Source organism: Streptacidiphilus sp. PAMC 29251, assembly GCF_054208735.2.
In genome coordinates, this window is sequence record NZ_CM135725.2 from 6,719,076 (window position 1) to 6,736,557 (window position 17,482).

Sequence of the window (17,482 nt, forward strand, 5' to 3'; positions counted from 1 at the left end):
TTATCCACAGGCTTGGGATGACGATCGTACGAATCCCGCCGCCGGAGGGCTTCCACTCTGCCCGGCTTGCCCGAACATATCCCTATATCCGGCTGCGGAAGCGGCTGTTGGGAGATTTCAATTCAGCCAGGAATCAGGACTTCTGTCCGTGCCAGCAGGTAACGTCTGGCGCGTGGCAGCCGGACCGGATTCCCGTCCCTCTGTGCCGCGTCGACCTGTCCCGGAACCATCCGGTGGCGGCTCGGCGGCGCAGCCCGTCGAGGTGCGCCGCAGCGCCCGCCGCAGCCGCACCGTCTCCGCCTACCGCGAGGGCGACCGCACCGTGGTGCTCATTCCGGCCCGGATGTCCGCGGCCGAGGAGAAGCGCTGGGTCGCGCAGATGCTGGACAAGCTCGCCGCGCAGGAGAGTCGCCAGGTCCTCGGCGACGACGCCCTGGTCGCCCGGGGCGCCGACCTCTCCGCCCGCTACCTGGGCGGCCGCGCCGTCCCGGTCAGCATCCGCTGGGTCACCAACCAGAACACCCGCTGGGGCTCCTGCACCCCGGTCGAGGGCACCATCCGGCTGTCCCACCGGCTCCAGGGCATGCCCGAGTACGTGGTCGACTACGTGCTGCTGCACGAGCTGGCCCATCTGCTGGTGGCCGACCACGGGCCGCGCTTCTGGGAGCTGCTGGCCGGCTACCCGCGGACCGAGCGGGCCCGCGGCTACCTGGAGGGCGTGGTCGCGGCGGCCCGGCTGCCGCATGTGCCGGGCCCCCGGACCGAGTCCGAGCCGGAGAGCCTCGGCGACTGCGGCTGAGCGGCAGTGCGCCGGCCGACCCGCTCAGCCCAGCAGCTTCCGGGCCCGCGCGGTGAGTTCCCGGACCGAGTCGTCGGTCGGCGTCGGCAGCCCCTCGAAGTCGAACCAGCGCAGGTCCAGCGACTCCTCGCTGATCTGCGCCACGGCGTCGGCCGGGGCCAGCACCAGGTACTGGACGTCCAGGTGGGTGTTCTCCGGCTGGTCCGGGCCGGCGCAGCGGACCGCGTGCCGGTCCAACTTCACCGGGGTCGGCGACTCGGCCGGATACAGCGTCAGCCCCTCGCTGATCCCCGACTCCTCGACCGCCTCCCGCAGCGCGGCCGCGGCCAGCGTGACGTCCTCCGGCTCGCAGTGGCCGCCGAGCTGCAGCCACAGGCCCACCTTGGGGTGCAGCGTCAGCAGCACCCGCCCGCGCTCGGCGTCCACCACCAGCGCGCTGGCGGTGATGTGCGCCGGGCGGCAGGAGCGCCACACGCCGTCCTGCCGCGCCTCCAGGTGGTCGAGGTAGTCCCGCCGCAGCAGGTCCTCCTCGTCGTCGGGTGCGGCCCAGGCCCGCAGGGTGCGGACGACGTCCTGATGCAGCGGGTCGCTCACGCCTTGCCCTCGTCGTCGTCCTTGGAGTCGTCCTTTTCGGACGTGTCGTCCTTTTCGGGCTTTCCGTCCTCGGCTGCCGCGGCGCGGCCCAGCATCTCGTCCAGCTTGGAGAAGTCGATCACGTCCCCGTCCGCCACGGCGTCCGCGCCGTGCACGAAGCCGTCCGGGTCGTCCAGGTCCTTGGCGGTGGGCAGCATGTCCGGGTGCTCCCAGAGCGCGTCGCGGCCGTCGGCGCCGCGGGCGTCGCTGAGCGAGGCCCAGAGCCGGGAGGCGTCCCGCAGGCGGCGCGGGCGCAGCTCCAGGCCGACCAGGGTGGCGAAGGTCTGCTCGGCCGGGCCGCCGGAGGCGCGGCGACGGCGCAGCGTCTCGCGGAGCGCCGGGGCGTGCGGCAGGTGCGGGGCCGCCGCGGCGTGCACCACCGCGTCCACCCAGCCCTCGACCAGCGCCAGCGCGGTCTCCAGCCGGGCCAGCGCGGCCTTCTGCTCGGGGGTGTCCTCGGGCTGGAACAGGCCGCCGGCCATGGCCTCCTGCATCGACTCCGGGTTGCTCGGGTCGATCTGGCCGACCAGGTCCTCCAGTCGGCTCGCGTCGACCTTGATGCCCCGCGCATAGGCCTCGACCGCCCCGAAGAGGTGCTGCCGCAGCCACGGCACATGGCTGAACAGCCGCTGGTGGGCGGCCTCGCGCAGGGCCAGGTAGAGCCGGACCTCGTCGGTGGGCACGGACAGGCCCTCGCCGAACGCCTCGATGTTCTGCGGCAGCAGCGCGGCCTTGCCGGCCGGACCCAGCGGCAGCCCGACGTCGGTGGAGCCGACCACCTCGGCCGCCAGCGCGCCCAGCGCCTGCCCGATCTGGGTGCCGAACATGGCACCGCCCATGCTGCGCATCACGCCGAGCAGCGGGCCGGCCATGGCCTGCATCTCCTCGGGGACGACGCCGCCCATCGCGGTGGCGACCCGCTCGGCCACCGGGTCGACCAGTTCCTTCCAGGCCGGCAGGGTGGCCTCGATCCACTCGGCCCGGCTCCAGGCGACCGCGCTGCCGCCCCCGGCCGCGAGCGAGGTGGCGGAATCAAGCCACAGATCGGCCAGCCGGACCGCCTCGGCGACGGCGGTCCGCTCCGACTCACCTACCGAACGGTCCTTCGACCCGCCCTCGACCTCCTGGACCACGGCCTGCCGGGCGATGTCCTTGGCGAGGTCCCAGTTGACCGGGCCGCCGTCGAAGGACAGCATCTGGCCGAGCTGCTGGAAGGCCGCCCCCAGGTCGCCCGGGTTCATCGCCCCGAACAGGCCCTCCAGCGGGTTTCCCGAACCGCCCGCGCCGCCGGGCATCCCCGGCAGGTTGCCGAAGCCGAAGTTGAAGGGGTTCGCCGGGCCGCCCGAGCCGGAACCCGAGCCCGAGCCGGAACCCGAACCCGAGCCGGAGTCCGCGCCGCCGGACGTGCCGTCCTCCTTGCCGTCCCCCGGCTCCTCAGGGGGCGGGCCGAAGCCGAAGGGGAAGTCGCTCACGAGTTGCCTCGATCTCGTCGGCCGTCGCTCCGAGCGGCGGGAGGGTGCGCCCGAGGGGCGGGGGAACGGGGCAGTCGGACAGGCGGTTTCCGGCCGTGGCCGGGTACCACCCGTGCCGGGTGCACCGCCACACCCTCGCCTCGGGCAGGATGGTCGATACGTGACACGTGCGTACGCATCACACGTACGCATCAAAATTAACCGTGAAGGAGAGCCGGTGAGTTCCCCACCTTCGCACGTTCGCTCTGGGCTGACCGCTGAGCAGGGCGGTCCGGAGGGCGCGGAGGAGGCCGTCCCCAGCCCCGAGACGGCCGCCCCCGCGCCTGCCGGTCCCGAGTACGACGGTCCGCCGCTGGTCGTCGCCGTGACCGGAGCCGCCTCCGGCGTCGGCGCGATGCTGGCCGCCCGGCTGGCCGGCTCCTCCGCCGTGAAGCGGGTGCTGGCGATCGACGAGCGCCGCGGGGACATCCCCGGGGTGCAGTGGAGGGTGCTGGACGTCCGGGATCCGGCCGTGGCCGAACGGCTGGCCGGGGTGGACGTGGTGGTCCACCTCGCCCAGGACCTGGGCATGACCGCCGACCCGAAGACCCGCAGCGCCTACAACGTGCGCGGCACCCAGACCGTGCTCACCGCCGCCGCCGCGGCCGGGGTGCACCGGGTGGTGCTGTGCACCTCGGCGATGGTCTACGGCGCCCTGGACGACAACGAGGTGCCGCTGGCCGAGGACGCGCCGCTGCGCGCGACCGAGGAGGCGTCCCTGGTCGGCGACCTGCTGGAGATCGAACGGCTGGGACGGCGCGCGCCGATGGCGCACCCCGGCCTCTCGGTGACCGTGCTGCGCCCGGCCGTGGTGGTGGGACCCGACGTCGACACCGTGCTGACCAGGCACTTCGAGGCCCCCCGGGTGCTGGTGGTGGCCGGTTCGCGGCCCTGCTGGCAGTTCTGCCACGTGGACGACCTGACCACGGCGCTGGAGTACGCGGCGCTCGGCCTGGTCGAGGGCGAGGTCACCGTGGGCTGCGACGGCTGGCTGGAGCAGGAGGAGGTGGAGGACATCACCGGCATCCGCCGGATGGAGCTCCCCGCCTCCCTGGCGCTGGGCACCGCGGCCCGGCTGCACCGGCTCGGGCTGACCCCGGCCCCGGCCGGCGACCTGGCCTACACCATGTACCCCTGGGTGGTCTCCGGCAGCCGGCTGCACGAGGCCGGCTGGCGTCCGGTGCACACCAACGAGGAGGTGTTGGGCGAACTGCTGGCCCAGGTGGCCGGCAACCACGCGGTGGCCGGACGGCGCCTCGGCGGCAAGGACGCGGCGACCACGCTGGGCGCGGCCGGCGCCACGGTGGCCCTGGTCGGCACGGCGGCCCTGGTCCGCCGGGCCCGCAAGCGGCGGCGGATCTGAACGGCGGCGGATCTGAACGGCGGCCGATCCGAGCAGGCCCGCAGGACGAGCAGAATGGAATGTGATCTCCACGATGCGAAATCGTGGGTTGACCTGCCGCTGTCGTCGGCCATCATGGATTGCATGATGGAAGCCGACGACCCGATCCGCCTGCTCGCCCTGCGCGAGACTCCGCTCTCCCTTGACGAGGTCCACGCCGCCGTCGGCGACGCCCACGCCGGGGGGACGGTGCTCTTCGTCGGCACCGTGCGGGACCACGACAGCGGCAAGGCCGTCACCACTCTGGAGTACAGCGCCCACCCCAGTGCGGAGGAGGAGCTGCGCCGGGTGGCCGAGAAGGTCGTCGCGGACTTCCCGGTGACCGCGCTGGCCGCGGTGCACCGGGTGGGCGAGCTCAAGGTCACCGAGACCGCGGTGATCGTGGCGGTGTCCTGCGCGCACCGGGCCGAGGCCTTCGAGGCCTGCCGCCGACTGATCGACGACCTCAAGCACACCGTGCCGATCTGGAAGCACCAGCGGTTCGCCGACGGCGAGGAGGAGTGGGTCGCCTCCTGCTGAGGGCCCTGCTGCTGCGAAGGCCCACTGTTGCGAAGGCGTGACCGCCGAGGCTCTGTGATCGTTGAACCTATGGGCGGATAGTCTGCTCATAGGCACGATGAGCTGGAGCAAAGATGAGTGTGCTCGCCTGGGGCTTCGTCCCCTGGTCGCAGGTGTGTTCGCCGCCGCCTGGGTGACCTGGTCCGCGCGGACCCGTACGACCGGTGACAACGACTCGCTCGCCGGGCACCAGCGCTTCCGTGAGGCAATGGAGCGAAGCAGCCTCCCGAAGCAGTAGTCCGGCGGGCGGGGCTGCGATCACGTCCCGTACTGTCGTGCCATGCCACGCCGGTCAGCGACGATGCTCGCTTCCACGATCCTGCTGATAGCGCTGCTCTGCGCCGCCGCGCTGATCAAGGTGCCCTACGCGGAGATGAGTCCGGGGCCGACCTACAACACGCTCGGCACCCAGAACGGCAAGCAGGTGATCACCATCAGCGGCCGCACCACGTATCCGACCAGCGGAAACCTCAATATGACCACGGTCGAGGTGACCAGTGCGGACTACGAGCTGAACCTGGTCGAGGCGGTCACCGGATGGCTGCGGCACGACGACGCGGTCATCCCGCACGCCAACCTCTACCCGGACAACCAGACCGAGCAGCAGTCCGAGCAGCAGAACGCCGAGGACTTCACCGCCTCCCAGGACAGTGCCAAGGCCGCCGCGCTGAAGCAGCTGGGCATCCCGGTGGGCACCGTGGTGGTGGTCTCCGCGGTGGTCGCTGGCAGCCCCTCGGTGGGCAAGCTGCACGCCGGTGACGTGATCGTGGCCGTGGACGGCACCGCGGTGACCGGCTCGGACCAGGTGGCCACCCTGGTCACCAAGCACGCGCCGGGTCAGGACGTGGTCTTCACGGTCGAGCCGCCGAAGAAGGACGGCACGCCCAGCAGCACCCGGCAGCAGGTCACGGTGACCACGGCGAAGAACCCGGACACCGGAAAGGCGATGGTCGGCATCCAGCCCGGGACCGAGCACACTTTCCCGTTCACCATCGACATCAACCTGGGCGACGTCGGGGGCCCGAGCGCCGGGCTGATGTTCTCGCTCGGCATCATCGACAAGCTGCAGTCGACCAATCTGACCGCCGGCAAGTTCATCGCGGGTACCGGCACCATCGACGACACCGGCAAGGTCGGCCCGATCGGCGGTATCTCGCTGAAGATCATCGCAGCACGCAAGGCGGGGGCCCAGTACTTCTTCACCCCGTCGGACAACTGTGCGGAGGCCGCCGCGGACACCCCCAAGGGGCTGCGGCTGATCAAGGTCGACACCCTGGCCCAGGCCGTGACCGACCTCGCCGACGTCCGGTCCGGGAACGTCGCGGCGCTGCCCGTCTGCAGCAAGTAGCAAGTAGCAAGTAGCGGGCAGCGCCGGAAGCCGAGGAGTCAAGGAGTTCGGGGCTCAGGCGAAGGTGGTCAGCAGGGCCTCGGCCAGCCCCGGCACCAGCGCGGGGCCGGTCAGCACCTCGCGGGCGGAGTCCTTCTGACGCAGCCGCAGGGCGGTCTCCCTGGTGCCGTCCCGCAGCACGGCGACGGTCATCCTGACCTCCTGCCGCTCGGGGTGCTTGGCGACCCACGCGGTCAGCTCCTGCTCGGAGACGCCCTCGGGCAGCTTGGCCTCGGCGGTCGGCGGCAGGATCAGCCGCTCCACCACCAGCGCACAGCCGGCCACCGCGTCCGGCCAGGCGATGGTGCCGAGGAACTTGTCCAGGGGAGTGCCCTTGGGCACCTCGTCCTGCTCGATCGGGGTGAACTCGTTCCCGGTGCTGCCGGGCTCGAGGCCGAGCTGACGGGCCAGGCCCGGTTCGGTCTTCAGCAGCGCGGCCGTGTCCACCAGGGCGAACAGGCGTGCGGGCTGGTCCCAGCCGAGACCGGAGGCGTACTCGTCGATCTCGAGCACGGCGCGGGTGATCGGGCGGGCGGCAGGAGGAAGGCTCTCCTGGAGGGGTTCGGACATGGCATCCATCCTCACACGTCCGGCCCGGGAACTCGGAAGAGGGCTTATCAAGTTGCATCTCCGGGGAACCGGCCTCGGCGCTCCCTCGAAAGATCCACTCCCTTGAGGTGCGTGCGGTGGTATTCCAGATGCCGGATCGCGGCGGCTCCCAGCCGCCCCGTGGTCCACGCCTCCGCGCCCGCCTGCCGGTCAGCCGCCGCGGGCTGCTGCTGCGGAGCTGCTTCGCGGCCCTGCTGCTGTGCGCGGTGGTGATCGCCGGCTCGGCGGTCAGGAGCGACCAGGCCTGGTACAGCACGGTCGGCTACGCCGGTGTCTGGAGCACGGTGCTGCGGACCAGGCTGGTCCTCTTCGCTGGCTTCGGCCTGCTGACCGCCCTGCTGGTGGGCCTGAACGCCTGGTTGGCGTACCGGCTGCGCTCGCCGCTGAGCGCGATGTCCGAGGAGCAGCAGAGCCTGGAGCGCTACCGGGCGGCCATCGGCCGCCACCGCGGGCGCACCCTGGCGGTGACCGCGCTGGTCCCCGGCCTGGTCGGCGGAGCGACCGCGAGCGGCGCCTGGGAGACCTGGCTGGCCTTCGACCACAGCACCGGCTTCGGCACCGCCGACCCGCAGTTCCACCGGGACGTGTCCTTCTATGTGTTCCGGCTGCCCTGGTACCGCTTCCTGGTCGACTTCGGCTTCACCGCCATGGTGGTGACCCTGGCCAGTACCGCCCTGGTCCACTACCTGTTCGGGAGCATCCAGGCGCAGGCGAGGGGGCGCCGGTTCTCCTGCGCGGCCAAGAGCCACCTGGGGGTGCTGCTGGGGCTGTTCGTGGGCCTCAAGGCGGTCGCCTACTGGCTGGACCGCTACGGGCTCGCGGTGCAGGGCGGCAGCCTCGGCGCCGCCGACAACTGGACCGGCCTGCGCTTCACCGACGTCGACGCGGTGCTTCCGGCGAAGACCATCCTGTGCTGCGTCGCGGTGATCTGCGCGCTGCTGTTCCTGCTGACCCCGCTCCGCCGGAGCTGGACCGTGCCGATGATCGGCCTCGGGCTGCTGGCGCTGTCGTCGGTGCTGGTCGGCGCGGTATATCCGGCCTTTGTGCAGCAGCTCCAGGTCAGGCCGGACGAGAAGGCCAAGGAGCGGCCCTACATCCAACGCAACATCGCCGCGACCAGGGCCGCCTTCGGCATCGCCGGGACCGAGACCACGGCCTACCCGGCCGCCCCTGCCACCGACAGCGACAGCAAGACGGCGAACGGCGCCAAGACGGCGAACGACACCAAGGCGGCGAACGGCGCCAGGGCGGCCTCGGACGCGACCTCGCTGGCCGAGCTGCAGCTGCCGGCGCCCGCCGCGGCGACGCCCAGCTCCGCCGCCCGCACGGCGCGGGAGCAGGTGGAGGCGGTGGCCCCCTGGCTCACCGTGGACGGCGACCCCTACCGGGTCTCGCTGGACGGCCGGACCGAGTGGGTCGTGGACGGCTACACCACCAGCGACGACTACCCCGACGCCGCACGGACCACCCTGGGCTCGGCCGCCGACGGCCAGGTCAACTACGTCCGGGACTCGGTCAAGGCCACCGTGGACGCGGTCACCGGCGCGGTCGCGCTGTACCAGTGGGACCGGGCCGACCCGGTGCTCAGCACCTGGATGAAGGTGTTCCCGGGGTCGGTCCGCCCCTATGCGGCGATCGGCGCCGACCTGATGGCCCGGCTGCGCTACCCCCAGGACCTGTTCACGGTCCAGCAGCGGATGCTGGCGACCTACCACGTCACCGACCCCTCGGCCTTCTACCGGGGCAGCGACGTCTGGCAGGTCCCGGCCGATCCCACCGCCCCCGCCGCCCCGGTCGGCACGGGCGAGCCGGTGGCGGCCGGCGCCCAGCCGCCGTCCTATCTGACCCTGCGGATGCCGGACCAGGCGTCCGCCGGGCTCGCCCTGACCGGCAGCTTCGTGCTGAACGGGAAGAAGGGCCTGGCCGCGCTGATGGCGGTGGACTCCACCCCCGGCGCCGACTACGGCACGATCCGGGTGCTCGACCTGCCGCCCGGCGACAGCACCCCGGGACCGGCCCAGGTGCAGGCGGCCTTCGGCTCGCTGCTCCAGGGCGCCGGCGGGACGGCTCCCGCGTACGGCCGGCTGCTGGCGCTGCCGGTCGGCGGCGGGGTGCTCTACCTGGAGCCGGTGTACGCGCGCGGCGCGGTCGGGGCCCATCCGCTGCCGCAGAAGGTGCTGGCGATGTTCGGCACCAAGAAGGTGGTCGCCGCCGACCTGCCCACCGCGCTGTCCGAGGTGCTCGGCACCCCCGGCGGCGGCGCGGCGCTCGGCGCCAGCCTGCAGCAGGCCCAGCAGGCGTACCAGGACGGCCAGGCCGACCTCAGCAGCGGCGACAGCGCCGCCTACGGCGCGGACCAGGCCCGGCTGGAGGCGGCGCTGAAGGCGGCGCTCGCGGCCCAGACGAACCGGTGATTTCCCAGCTCAGAACCGTGCTACGGTAAGGACACAACGACGCGGGGTGGAGCAGCTCGGTAGCTCGCTGGGCTCATAACCCAGAGGTCGCAGGTTCAAATCCTGTCCCCGCTACTCGAAGTCGGAAGGCCCGGTGCGATCGCACCGGGCCTTCTGTGTTGCGGGATGTTGAGGGATCTAAGGATTTGCTTCGCTTGTCCTTTCTGATCTACAGTGAAGACACAACGACGCGGGGTGGAGCAGCTCGGTAGCTCGCTGGGCTCATAACCCAGAGGTCGCAGGTTCAAATCCTGTCCCCGCTACTCGAAGTCGGAAGGCCCGGTGCAACTGCACCGGGCCTTCCGCATGCGTGTCGTGCACCGAATCCTGGTGCCAGTGGGGAGACTGGGGCGCAGGAAGCTGCGTTGCAAGGTTGATGTGTCGCGAAATCGACAAAGCGCTGAAGTAACCCCGGCAGCTGGGGTATACCAGGTGTACGCGGGTTGCGGGTGGTGCGACGATGAATCCCATGGGGGACGGTGCGAGGCCGAAAAGCGGCCTGGAGCTCCGATGCGTAGCAGGGATGCCCAGGAATCCGGCGGACGCAGGAGTCGACATGTCGGTAGTCGCTGGAGGAGTGGCGGGGGTCGATCAGGACGCCCCGCAGGTGGGACGACTGCCGCTGCAACGCGTCCCGAACGAGGGCGTCGCCGCCGCTGACGCCCCCGGCAGCACCCCTGGCAGTGCCGCCGCCGACCTGGTCGCCGACGCCGACGCGACCGACCCCGGCATCTCCGACGACGTCACCGAGGCCGACCAGCCCGCGTTCCGCAGCTTCGAGTCCGCGCTGGAGGCGCAGGAGGAAGCCGCGCTGGAGGCGCGCTACCGGCTGGCCGCCGAGGAGGACCCGCAGGCCGGCAGCCTGCTCGGGGCGCTGCTGCTGCGCCGCGGCGACCTGGACGACGCCGAGCCCTACCTCCGCCGCGCCGCCGCGTCCGGGCTGCGGGCCGGCGCCAACAACCTCGGGGTGCTGCTGCACCAGCGCGGCCACCGCGAGGAGGCCGCCCAGTGGTGGCGTACCGCGGCCGTCGCGGGGAGTGCGCCGGCCGCGCACGCCCTCGGTCTGCACCTGCGCGACCACGGCGACGAGCCGGGCTCCGAGTACTGGCTGCACCAGGCCGCCGAGCAGGGCCACACCGGGGGCGCCTACGCCCTCGCCGACCTGCTGGAGCACCGCCGCGACCCGGCCCGCGCCGAGCGCTGGTTCCGTACCGCCGCCGAGGCGGGGCACCGCGAGGCCGCGTACCGGCTCGGCCGGCTCCGGGAGGCGGCCAACGACGGCGACGGCGCCGAGCCCTGGTACCACCAGGCGGCGGCCCGCGGCCACGCCAGGGCCGCGCTGCGGCTCGGCGTCCACTTGGAGCGGCGCGGCGAGCGGGAGGGGGCCGCCCGCTGGTACCGGCAGTCCGCGCAGGGCGGCGAGCCCCGGGCCGCCTGCGCCCTGGGCTTCCTGCTGCGCGACGCCGGCGACGAGGTCGGCGCGGCCGACTGGTGGCGCGAGGCCGCCGACGCGGGCGACGGCAACGCCGCCAACGCGCTGGGCGCGCTGCACGCCTCCTGGGGCGAGGGCGAGATGGCCGAGCAGTGGTACCGCACCGCGCTGGAGGCCGGGGACCACAACGGGGCCTTCAACCTCGGCCTGCTCTGCGCGGTGGACGGCCGCGAGGCCCAGGCCGAGCAGTGGTACCGGCGTGCCGCCTACGCCGGCCACCGGGAGGCCAGCAACGCGCTGGCGGTGCTGCTGCTCCAGCGCGGGGACACCCCCGGCGCCGAGCCCTGGTTCTCCAAGGCGGCCGAGGCCGGCAGTGTGGACGCCGCCTTCAACCTGGGCATCCTGCACGCCGGCCGCGGCGAGCAGCACGACGCCCAGGAGTGGTACGCCCGCGCGGCCGGACAGGGCCACGCCGAGGCGGCGCTGCAGCTCGCCGTCGCCAAGGAGCGCAGGGGCGACACCGACTCGGCCGCGGTGCGCTACCGCCAGGCGGCCGAACGCGGCTCCGCCGAGGCGGCCTTCCGGCTCGCGGTGCTGCTGGAGCGCGGCGGGGCGGAGCGGGACTCCGAGGACGTCGACCGCTGGTACGGGGTGGCCGCCGAGGCCGGGCACAACCGGGCCCAGGTCCGGGTGGGCGTCCGGGCGGCCGAGCGGGGCGACACCGCGACCGCCGAGCGCTGGTACCGCCGGGCGGCCGAGGGCGGCAGCCGCAGCGCGGCCTTCAACCTCGGGCTGCTGCTGGCCCGTGAGGGCGGCGAGGCCGAGGCGATGCTCTGGTACACCCGTGCGGCGGACGCCGGGCACGGGCGCGCGGCGCTGCGGCTCGGCCTGATCGCGGCCCGGCGCGGGGATCTCGCCACCGCGCGGAAGTGGTGCGAGCGGGCGGCCGAGTACGGCCCGGGGGGCGTGACCGAGCGCGCCGTACGCCTGCTGGAAGCGCTGCGCACCGACCTCAGCGCGTAGTCAGCCGCACCGAAGGTTCAGGCGCAGTCGGGGCAGAGGCCGCGGTAGGTGACCTCGACCGCGGCGATGGTGAAGCCGAAACGTTCCGCCGTGGGCAGCGCCTCGATCGGGTCGCCGCTCGGATGGACGTCCCTGATCGCGCCGCAGGAGGAGCAGATCAGGTGCTGGTGGGCGTGGTGGGCGTTGGGGTCGTAGCGCTTGGCGCGCCCGTCAGTGCTGACCTCCAGCACCTCGCCGAGGGTCACCAGCTCGCCCAGGGTGTTGTAGACCGTGGCCCGGCTTATCTCCGGGAGCAGTTCCACAGCGCGCGCGTGGATCTCATCGGCGGTGAAATGGACGTGGTCCCCGTCGAGGACCTGGGCCACCACTCGACGCTGCGCGGTCAGCCGCCAGCCTCGGTCGCGGAGTCGTTCCAGCAGGTCACTCATGCAGGAGAGGCTACCAGGGGCCCGGAGTCCGTTCGAGATTAGTCTTCGTATTGACTTGGACTCTGTCTAATGTAGTGTCGCTGGCACGACCGGATCGCTTTGCGGAGGTAGTGGCGTGAGTGAATTTCTGACGACGGAGACGGGCGCTCCCGTGGCCGACAACCAGAACTCGGAGACGGCCGGACCCGACGGCCCGATCCTGTTCCAGGACCAGCTGCTGTTCGAGAAGCTCGCCCACTTCAACCGGGAGCGGATCCCGGAGCGCGTGGTGCACGCGCGGGGCGCGGGGGCCTACGGGACCTTCACCGTCACCCAGGACGTCACCGCCTTCACCCGCGTGCACTTCCTCGGCGAGGTCGGTCGGCAGACCGAGACCTTCCTGCGCTTCTCCACCGTGGCCGGCAACCTGGGCTCGGCGGACGCGGTCCGCGACCCGCGTGGCTTCGCGCTGAAGTTCTACACCGAGGAAGGCAACTACGACCTGGTCGGCAACAACACGCCGATCTTCTTCATCAAGGACCCGAGCAAGTTCCCGGACTTCATCCACACCCAGAAGCGGGACCCCTACACGGGCTCGCAGGAGGCGGACAACGTCTGGGACTTCTGGGGCCTCTCGCCGGAGTCGACCCACCAGGTCACCTTCCTCTTCGGCGACCGCGGGATCCCGGCGAGCTTCCGCCACATGGACGGCTTCGGCTCGCACACCTTCCAGTGGCAGAACGCCCAGGGCGAGGCCTTCTGGGTGAAGTACCACTTCAAGACCGACCAGGGGATCAAGAACCTGACGGCCGCCGAGGCCGCGATCCTGGCCGGCGCCGACGCCGACTCGCACCAGCGCGACCTGCGCGAGTCGATCGAGCGCGGCGAGTTCCCGAGCTGGACCGTGTCGGTGCAGATCATGCCGGTGGCCGAGGCGGCGACGTACCGCTTCAATCCGTTCGACCTCACCAAGATCTGGTCGCACGCGGACTACCCGCTGATCCAGATCGGCAAGCTGGAGCTCAACCGCAACCCGGACAACGTCTTCGCGGAGACCGAGCAGTCGATCTTCAGCCCGACCCACTTCGTGCCCGGCATCGGCCCGTCCCCGACAAGATGCTGCAGGGACGGCTGTTCGCCTACGGCGACGCCCACCGCTACCGGGTCGGCGCGAACGCCGACAACCTGCCGGTGAACCGTCCGCACGCCACCGAGGCGCGCACCTACGGCCGTGACGGCTACCTCTACGACGGCCGGCACAAGGGCGCGAAGAACTACGAGCCCAACTCCTTCGGCGGTCCGGTGCAGTCCGGCGTGCCGCTGGCGGCAGCGGTGGCCGTGACCGGGTCCACCGGGCCGCAGGCGCCGACGCTGCACGCCGAGGACAGCCACTTCGTCCAGGCCGGGGATCTCTTCCGGCTGATGACCCCGGCCGAGCAGGACCGGCTGATCGAGAACCTCTCGTCGAACATCGCGGGCGTCTCCAAGGACCGCGAGGACATCGTCGAGCGGGCGATCAGCAACTTCCGCCAGGCCGACGAGGACTTCGGCAAGCGGCTGGAGGCCGCGGTGGGCGCCCTGCGCGGCTGACGCCGCGCGGGCTGCCTCACCAACCCCATGAGCCGCGGGCTCCCGAGACCTGGCGACGGCCGGTCCGGGGGCCCGCACCCATGTCGGGCGCCGGGTCAGGACGAGACCGACTCCTGCTCCGGCTCCTGCTCGAAGCGCTCGGTCGAACGCTTCTCGGCCCGGTGCTTGAGGAACAGCAGCCCGCCGACGACCACCACGATCACGCCGACGAAGATCCAGCTGGCCAGGCTGGCGTAGTGCTCTACCCGGTGCCAGCTCGCGCCGGCGAAGTAGCCCAGCAGGACGAAGCCGGTGGCCCAGAACGCCCCGCCGAGCACGTTCCAGGTCGCGAAGGTCCGGTAGCGCATCTCGGAGACCCCGCACAGGCCGGGCACCAGTGCCCGCAGCGCGGCGGCGAACCGCCCGGCGAAGACGGCGCGGCCGCCCAGCCGCTGGATCATGTCCTTGCTCTGCGCGATGTGCGCGGGCTTGATCAGCCGCTTCGGGATCCGCTTCAGCAGGCTGTCGCCCCAGCGCTTGCCGACCGCGTAGCCGATGCTGTCGCCGATGACCGCCCCGGCGGCGGCCGCCAGGATCACCACCCACAGCTGGTTGGTGCCGTTGTAGGCGGTCACCCCGCCGATGACCACGGCGGTCTCGCCCGGGATCAGGAAGCCGAGGAAGACCGAGGACTCCAGCGCGGGCAGCAGGAACACCGCGAGCAGCACCAGGGTGCCGTTGAGCGCCAGAAGATGGTCGCTGATCCAGGACACCGGTGAATCTCCTCCAGGCAGGAAGGTAAAGGGACGTTCAAATCGTATCCGGGCAACGTCGGCCCGACGCCTGAAGGTTCCACCGTGCGGAAGTTCAGCGAACTTCGGCGGACCTCAGCCGAGGCGCTGCAGCAGCTCGCCGTGCAGCAGCCCGTTGGACGCCGCGGCATTGCCGCTGCGGACGCCGGGAACCCCGTCGAGACCGGTGAAGCGGCCGCCCGCCTCCTCGACGATCACGCAGGTCGCCGCCATGTCCCAGAGGCTCAGCTCGGGCTCGGCGCAGATGTCCACGGCGCCCTCGGCGACCATCATGTAGGACCAGAAGTCGCCGTAGGCGCGGGTGCGCCAGCAGGCGCGGGTCAGGTCGAGGAAGGCCGGCAGCCGCTCGCGCTCCTCCCAGCCGGTGAGCGAGGAGTACGCGAAGGAGGCGTCCTCCAGCTGGGAGACCTCGGAGACCTGGATCCTGGTCGCCCGGGTCAGGCTGCGCCCGGTGAAGGCGCCGGTGCCCTGCCCGGCCCACCAGCGGCGGTTCAGCGCGGGCGCGGAGACCACGCCGACCACCGGGTGCTCGCCGCCGGGGCCGAGCTCCATCAGCGCGATCAGGGTGGCCCAGACCGGGACGCCGCGGATGTAGTTCTTGGTGCCGTCGATCGGGTCGATCACCCAGCGGCGCGGGCCGTGGCCGGTGCTGCCGTACTCCTCGCCCATCACCGCGTCCCGGGGCCGGGACCGCTTGAGGTCGCCGCGGAGCAGTTCCTCGACGGCCCGGTCGGCGTCGCTGACGGGGGTGAGGTCCGGTTTGGTGTCGACCTTCAGGTCGAGCGCCTTGAAGCGCTCCAGCGTGACCGAGTCCGCACGGTCGGCGAGGACATGGGCAAGGCGGAGGTCGTCACGGTAGTCGGGCATGTGCTGCACAGTAACGATCAGAGCGGGGCAGGGCCAACGTGCCCAGGCTCAGCCACCCATGGCCGGTCACTCTAAGGTGTCGGCCATGACTGAAGATGTCGGCGACGGTGTGGACGATCGGGAACTGGTCACCTGGTGGGGTCTGGTGGTCGAGGCGTACGCGCGGACCGCGCCGTTGCTGCAGGTGGGGCCGGTCGGCGGGGTGGACCTGCCGGGGCCGTGGTTCGAGGTGCTGCTGCGGCTGCTGCGGACGCCGGGCGGGCAGCTGACGATGACCCGGCTGGCCCATGAGGTGGCGCTGAGCAGCGGCGGGTTCACCAAGCTGGCGGACCGGATGGTGCGGGTCGGGTTGATCGAGCGGCGGGGCTCGGTGGAGGACCGCCGGGTCAGCCACGCGGTGCTGACCGCCGAGGGCCGGCGGGTGGCCGAGGAGGCCCAGCGGCTGCATGTGATCGCGCTGCGGGAGCACTTCCTGGGCCCGCTGGGGGAGGAGAAGGCAGGTCAGCTGGCCGCGCTGATGCGCCGGCTGCGGGACGCCAACACCGCGCCGGTCAGTGGGTCGACCCGCTGAGCTGGAGGCCGACCACGCCGATCAGCACCAGGCTGATGGAGACGATCTTGAGCACCGAGACCGTGTCGTCCAGCCAGACCATGCCGTAGATCGCCGTCCCGGCCGCGCCGATCCCGGTCCAGACCGCGTAGGCGGGGCCGACGTGCAGGCTTTTCAGCGCCGCGGACAGCAGCGCGAAGCTGCCGATGCCGAAGAGCGCGAAGCCGACGCTCGGCCAGAGCCGGGAGAAGTTGTCGCTGAGCTTCAGGCACACGGCGAAGCCGGTCTCCAGCAGTCCGGCGATGATCACCAGCAGCCAGGCCACAGGTCCTCCCAGTGGATCGGTGAACCCCCATCCTGGGCCAGCTTCCCCGGTTCGGCGAGTCATCAGTCCACTCCAGCCCCCTCAGTCCCCCTCGCGTCAGTCCCCCTCGCGGGTCTCCCGGGTCGAGAGCAGTCGGCGCAGCGAGTAGAGCCGGGCCGGGTCGGCGTGCCCGTCGGCGACCCAGGCGTCCAGGGCGCAGTCGGGTTCGTCGTGGCTGCAGGCGCGGGGGCAGCCCTCGGTGCCGGGGACCAGGTCGGGGAAGGCCAGGATCACCCGGGCCGGTTCGATGTGGGAGAGGCCGAAGGAGCGGAAGCCCGGGGTGTCGATCACCCAGCCCGGTTCGGCGCCCTTCTCGGCCTTGGGGGCCGGCGGCAGCCGCAGCGCCAGCGCCGAGGTGGTGGTGTGCCGGCCCCGTCCGGTGACCGCGTTCACCACGCCGGTGGACCGCTGGTGGGCCGGGACCAGGGCGTTGACCAGGGTGGTCTTGCCGACGCCGGAGTGCCCGATGAACACCGTGGACAGCCCGCGCAGATGCGCGCGCACCCGCTCCGCACCCTCGCCGGCCAGGTCGTCACGCCGGGTGACGACGTGCTCCACGCCCAGCGGCGCGTAGATGTCGAGCAGCGGCTCGGCGGGGGCCAGGTCGGCCTTGGTGAGCACCAGCAGCGGGACCAGACCGGCGTCGTACGCGGCGACCAGGCAGCGGTCGATCAGCCGGGCGTGCGGCTCCGGGTCGGCCAGGGCGATCACGATGGCCAGCTTGTCCGCGTTGGCGACCACGATCCGCTCGTACGGGTCGTCGTCGTCGGCCGTGCGGCGCAGCACCGAGGCGCGCTCCTCCACCCGGACGATCCTGGCCAGCACCCCGGGCTCGCCGGAGAGGTCGCCGACCAGGCCGACCCGGTCGCCGACGACGACCCCCTTGCGGCCCAGCTCCCGGGCCTTCATCGCCCAGATCTCGCGCTCGCGCTTGGTCCCGGCCTCGACCAGGCAGGTGAAGCGGCCCCGGTCGACGGTCAGCACCATGCCCTCGGCGGCGTCCTCGTGGGTGGGCCTGATCCTGGTGCGCGGGCGGGAGCCCTTGCGGGAGGGGCGGGCCCGGATGTCGTCCTCGTCGGAGTCGTTGTCGTAGCGGCGCATCGCGG

General features: G+C 72.2%; 15 protein-coding genes, 2 tRNA genes and 1 pseudogene. 10 read left to right on the forward strand and 8 right to left on the reverse strand.

The window, feature by feature from the left end:
* Window positions 1–202: 202 nt before the first annotated feature.
* The gene (locus ACXKR8_RS32120) at window positions 203–799 is read left to right on the forward strand and encodes a M48 metallopeptidase family protein (RefSeq protein WP_458268070.1); all 597 of its coding nucleotides are present in this window, start codon (window positions 203–205) and stop codon (window positions 797–799) included.
* A 24-nt stretch (window positions 800–823) separates the two neighbouring features.
* On the opposite strand, the gene ACXKR8_RS32125 is transcribed toward ACXKR8_RS32120, so the two are convergent.
* Together ACXKR8_RS32125 and ACXKR8_RS32130 are read right to left on the reverse strand one after the other, a co-directional pair.
* Window positions 824–1,393 (reverse strand): NUDIX hydrolase, encoded by a 570-nt coding sequence (locus tag ACXKR8_RS32125; RefSeq protein WP_458268071.1) that lies wholly within the window; start codon window positions 1,391–1,393, stop codon window positions 824–826.
* Window positions 1,390–2,904, reverse strand: a complete 1,515-nt coding sequence (locus tag ACXKR8_RS32130) for a zinc-dependent metalloprotease (protein WP_458268072.1) — start codon at window positions 2,902–2,904, stop codon at window positions 1,390–1,392. Before ACXKR8_RS32130 ends, ACXKR8_RS32125 begins: the two co-directional genes overlap by 4 nt.
* Before the next feature lie 217 nt (window positions 2,905–3,121).
* Between ACXKR8_RS32130 and ACXKR8_RS32135 the strand changes: the two genes are divergently transcribed.
* The 3 genes from ACXKR8_RS32135 (at window position 3,122) to ACXKR8_RS32145 (ending at window position 6,251) form a co-directional block, all read left to right on the forward strand.
* Window positions 3,122–4,306: an NAD-dependent epimerase/dehydratase family protein gene (locus ACXKR8_RS32135; protein WP_458268073.1), complete on the forward strand. Its 1,185-nt coding sequence runs from the start codon at window positions 3,122–3,124 to the stop codon at window positions 4,304–4,306.
* A 123-nt stretch (window positions 4,307–4,429) separates the two neighbouring features.
* Window positions 4,430–4,864 (forward strand): molybdenum cofactor biosynthesis protein MoaE, encoded by a 435-nt coding sequence (locus tag ACXKR8_RS32140; protein ID WP_458268074.1) that lies wholly within the window; start codon window positions 4,430–4,432, stop codon window positions 4,862–4,864.
* Between the two features lie 319 nt (window positions 4,865–5,183).
* Complete coding sequence (locus ACXKR8_RS32145; RefSeq protein WP_458268076.1) at window positions 5,184–6,251, forward strand: YlbL family protein; 1,068 nt, start codon at window positions 5,184–5,186, stop codon at window positions 6,249–6,251.
* A 54-nt stretch (window positions 6,252–6,305) separates the two neighbouring features.
* Here ACXKR8_RS32145 and ACXKR8_RS32150 read toward each other — a convergent pair whose 3' ends face one another.
* The gene (locus ACXKR8_RS32150) at window positions 6,306–6,869 is read right to left on the reverse strand and encodes a PPA1309 family protein (RefSeq protein WP_458268077.1); all 564 of its coding nucleotides are present in this window, start codon (window positions 6,867–6,869) and stop codon (window positions 6,306–6,308) included.
* A 107-nt stretch (window positions 6,870–6,976) separates the two neighbouring features.
* Between ACXKR8_RS32150 and ACXKR8_RS32155 the strand changes: the two genes are divergently transcribed.
* The 4 genes from ACXKR8_RS32155 to ACXKR8_RS32170 all read left to right on the forward strand — a co-directional run bounded on the left by ACXKR8_RS32155 (window position 6,977) and on the right by ACXKR8_RS32170 (window position 11,807).
* Window positions 6,977–9,313 (forward strand): UPF0182 family protein, encoded by a 2,337-nt coding sequence (locus ACXKR8_RS32155; RefSeq protein WP_458268078.1) that lies wholly within the window; start codon window positions 6,977–6,979, stop codon window positions 9,311–9,313.
* Between the two features lie 40 nt (window positions 9,314–9,353).
* Window positions 9,354–9,427 (forward strand) — tRNA-Met (locus ACXKR8_RS32160).
* Between the two features lie 114 nt (window positions 9,428–9,541).
* Window positions 9,542–9,615, forward strand: a tRNA-Met gene (locus ACXKR8_RS32165).
* 293 nt (window positions 9,616–9,908) lie between these two features.
* On the forward strand, window positions 9,909–11,807 hold the full coding sequence (locus tag ACXKR8_RS32170; RefSeq protein WP_458268079.1) for a tetratricopeptide repeat protein: 1,899 nt from the start codon (window positions 9,909–9,911) through the stop codon (window positions 11,805–11,807).
* A 17-nt stretch (window positions 11,808–11,824) separates the two neighbouring features.
* Here ACXKR8_RS32170 and ACXKR8_RS32175 read toward each other — a convergent pair whose 3' ends face one another.
* Entirely contained in the window at window positions 11,825–12,235 is a 411-nt protein-coding gene (locus ACXKR8_RS32175) for a Fur family transcriptional regulator (RefSeq protein WP_458268080.1), read from the reverse strand.
* A gap of 115 nt (window positions 12,236–12,350) precedes the next feature.
* Between ACXKR8_RS32175 and ACXKR8_RS32180 the strand changes: the two are divergent.
* Window positions 12,351–13,804: pseudogene (locus ACXKR8_RS32180) on the forward strand (catalase).
* Between the two features lie 95 nt (window positions 13,805–13,899).
* Here the strand turns inward: ACXKR8_RS32180 and ACXKR8_RS32185 are convergent.
* Together ACXKR8_RS32185 and hisN are read right to left on the reverse strand one after the other, a co-directional pair.
* Window positions 13,900–14,556 (reverse strand): DedA family protein, encoded by a 657-nt coding sequence (locus ACXKR8_RS32185; RefSeq protein ID WP_458268082.1) that lies wholly within the window; start codon window positions 14,554–14,556, stop codon window positions 13,900–13,902.
* A 114-nt stretch (window positions 14,557–14,670) separates the two neighbouring features.
* Window positions 14,671–15,462, reverse strand: a complete 792-nt coding sequence (gene hisN, locus ACXKR8_RS32190) for a histidinol-phosphatase (protein ID WP_458268083.1) — start codon at window positions 15,460–15,462, stop codon at window positions 14,671–14,673.
* A gap of 85 nt (window positions 15,463–15,547) precedes the next feature.
* On the opposite strand from hisN, the gene ACXKR8_RS32195 reads away from it, so the two are divergent.
* Window positions 15,548–16,033, forward strand: a complete 486-nt coding sequence (locus ACXKR8_RS32195; protein WP_458268084.1) for a MarR family winged helix-turn-helix transcriptional regulator — start codon at window positions 15,548–15,550, stop codon at window positions 16,031–16,033.
* On the opposite strand, the gene ACXKR8_RS32200 is transcribed toward ACXKR8_RS32195, so the two are convergent.
* Together ACXKR8_RS32200 and rsgA are read right to left on the reverse strand one after the other, a co-directional pair.
* Window positions 16,014–16,337 (reverse strand): DMT family transporter, encoded by a 324-nt coding sequence (locus ACXKR8_RS32200; protein ID WP_458268085.1) that lies wholly within the window; start codon window positions 16,335–16,337, stop codon window positions 16,014–16,016. The two genes, ACXKR8_RS32195 and ACXKR8_RS32200, sit on opposite strands and share 20 nt — an antisense overlap.
* A 96-nt stretch (window positions 16,338–16,433) precedes the next feature.
* A complete protein-coding gene (gene rsgA / locus ACXKR8_RS32205) occupies window positions 16,434–17,477 on the reverse strand; it encodes a ribosome small subunit-dependent GTPase A (RefSeq protein ID WP_458268086.1) in 1,044 nt (347 codons plus the stop codon).
* Window positions 17,478–17,482 lie beyond the last annotated feature (5 nt).

Bases quoted from the DNA above. Each gene is read 5' to 3' on its own strand.
- ACXKR8_RS32170 (WP_458268079.1), top strand. From the start codon at position 9,909: ATGTCGGTAGTCGCTGGAGGAGTGGCGGGGGTCGATCAGGACGCCCCG.
- ACXKR8_RS32145 (WP_458268076.1), top strand. From the start codon at position 5,184: ATGCCACGCCGGTCAGCGACGATGCTCGCTTCCACGATCCTGCTGATA.
- ACXKR8_RS32175 (WP_458268080.1), bottom strand. From the start codon at position 12,235: ATGAGTGACCTGCTGGAACGACTCCGCGACCGAGGCTGGCGGCTGACC.
- hisN (WP_458268083.1), bottom strand. From the start codon at position 15,462: ATGCCCGACTACCGTGACGACCTCCGCCTTGCCCATGTCCTCGCCGAC.
- ACXKR8_RS32195 (WP_458268084.1), top strand. From the start codon at position 15,548: ATGACTGAAGATGTCGGCGACGGTGTGGACGATCGGGAACTGGTCACC.
- ACXKR8_RS32150 (WP_458268077.1), bottom strand. From the start codon at position 6,869: ATGGATGCCATGTCCGAACCCCTCCAGGAGAGCCTTCCTCCTGCCGCC.
- ACXKR8_RS32140 (WP_458268074.1), top strand. From the start codon at position 4,430: ATGATGGAAGCCGACGACCCGATCCGCCTGCTCGCCCTGCGCGAGACT.
- rsgA (WP_458268086.1), bottom strand. From the start codon at position 17,477: ATGCGCCGCTACGACAACGACTCCGACGAGGACGACATCCGGGCCCGC.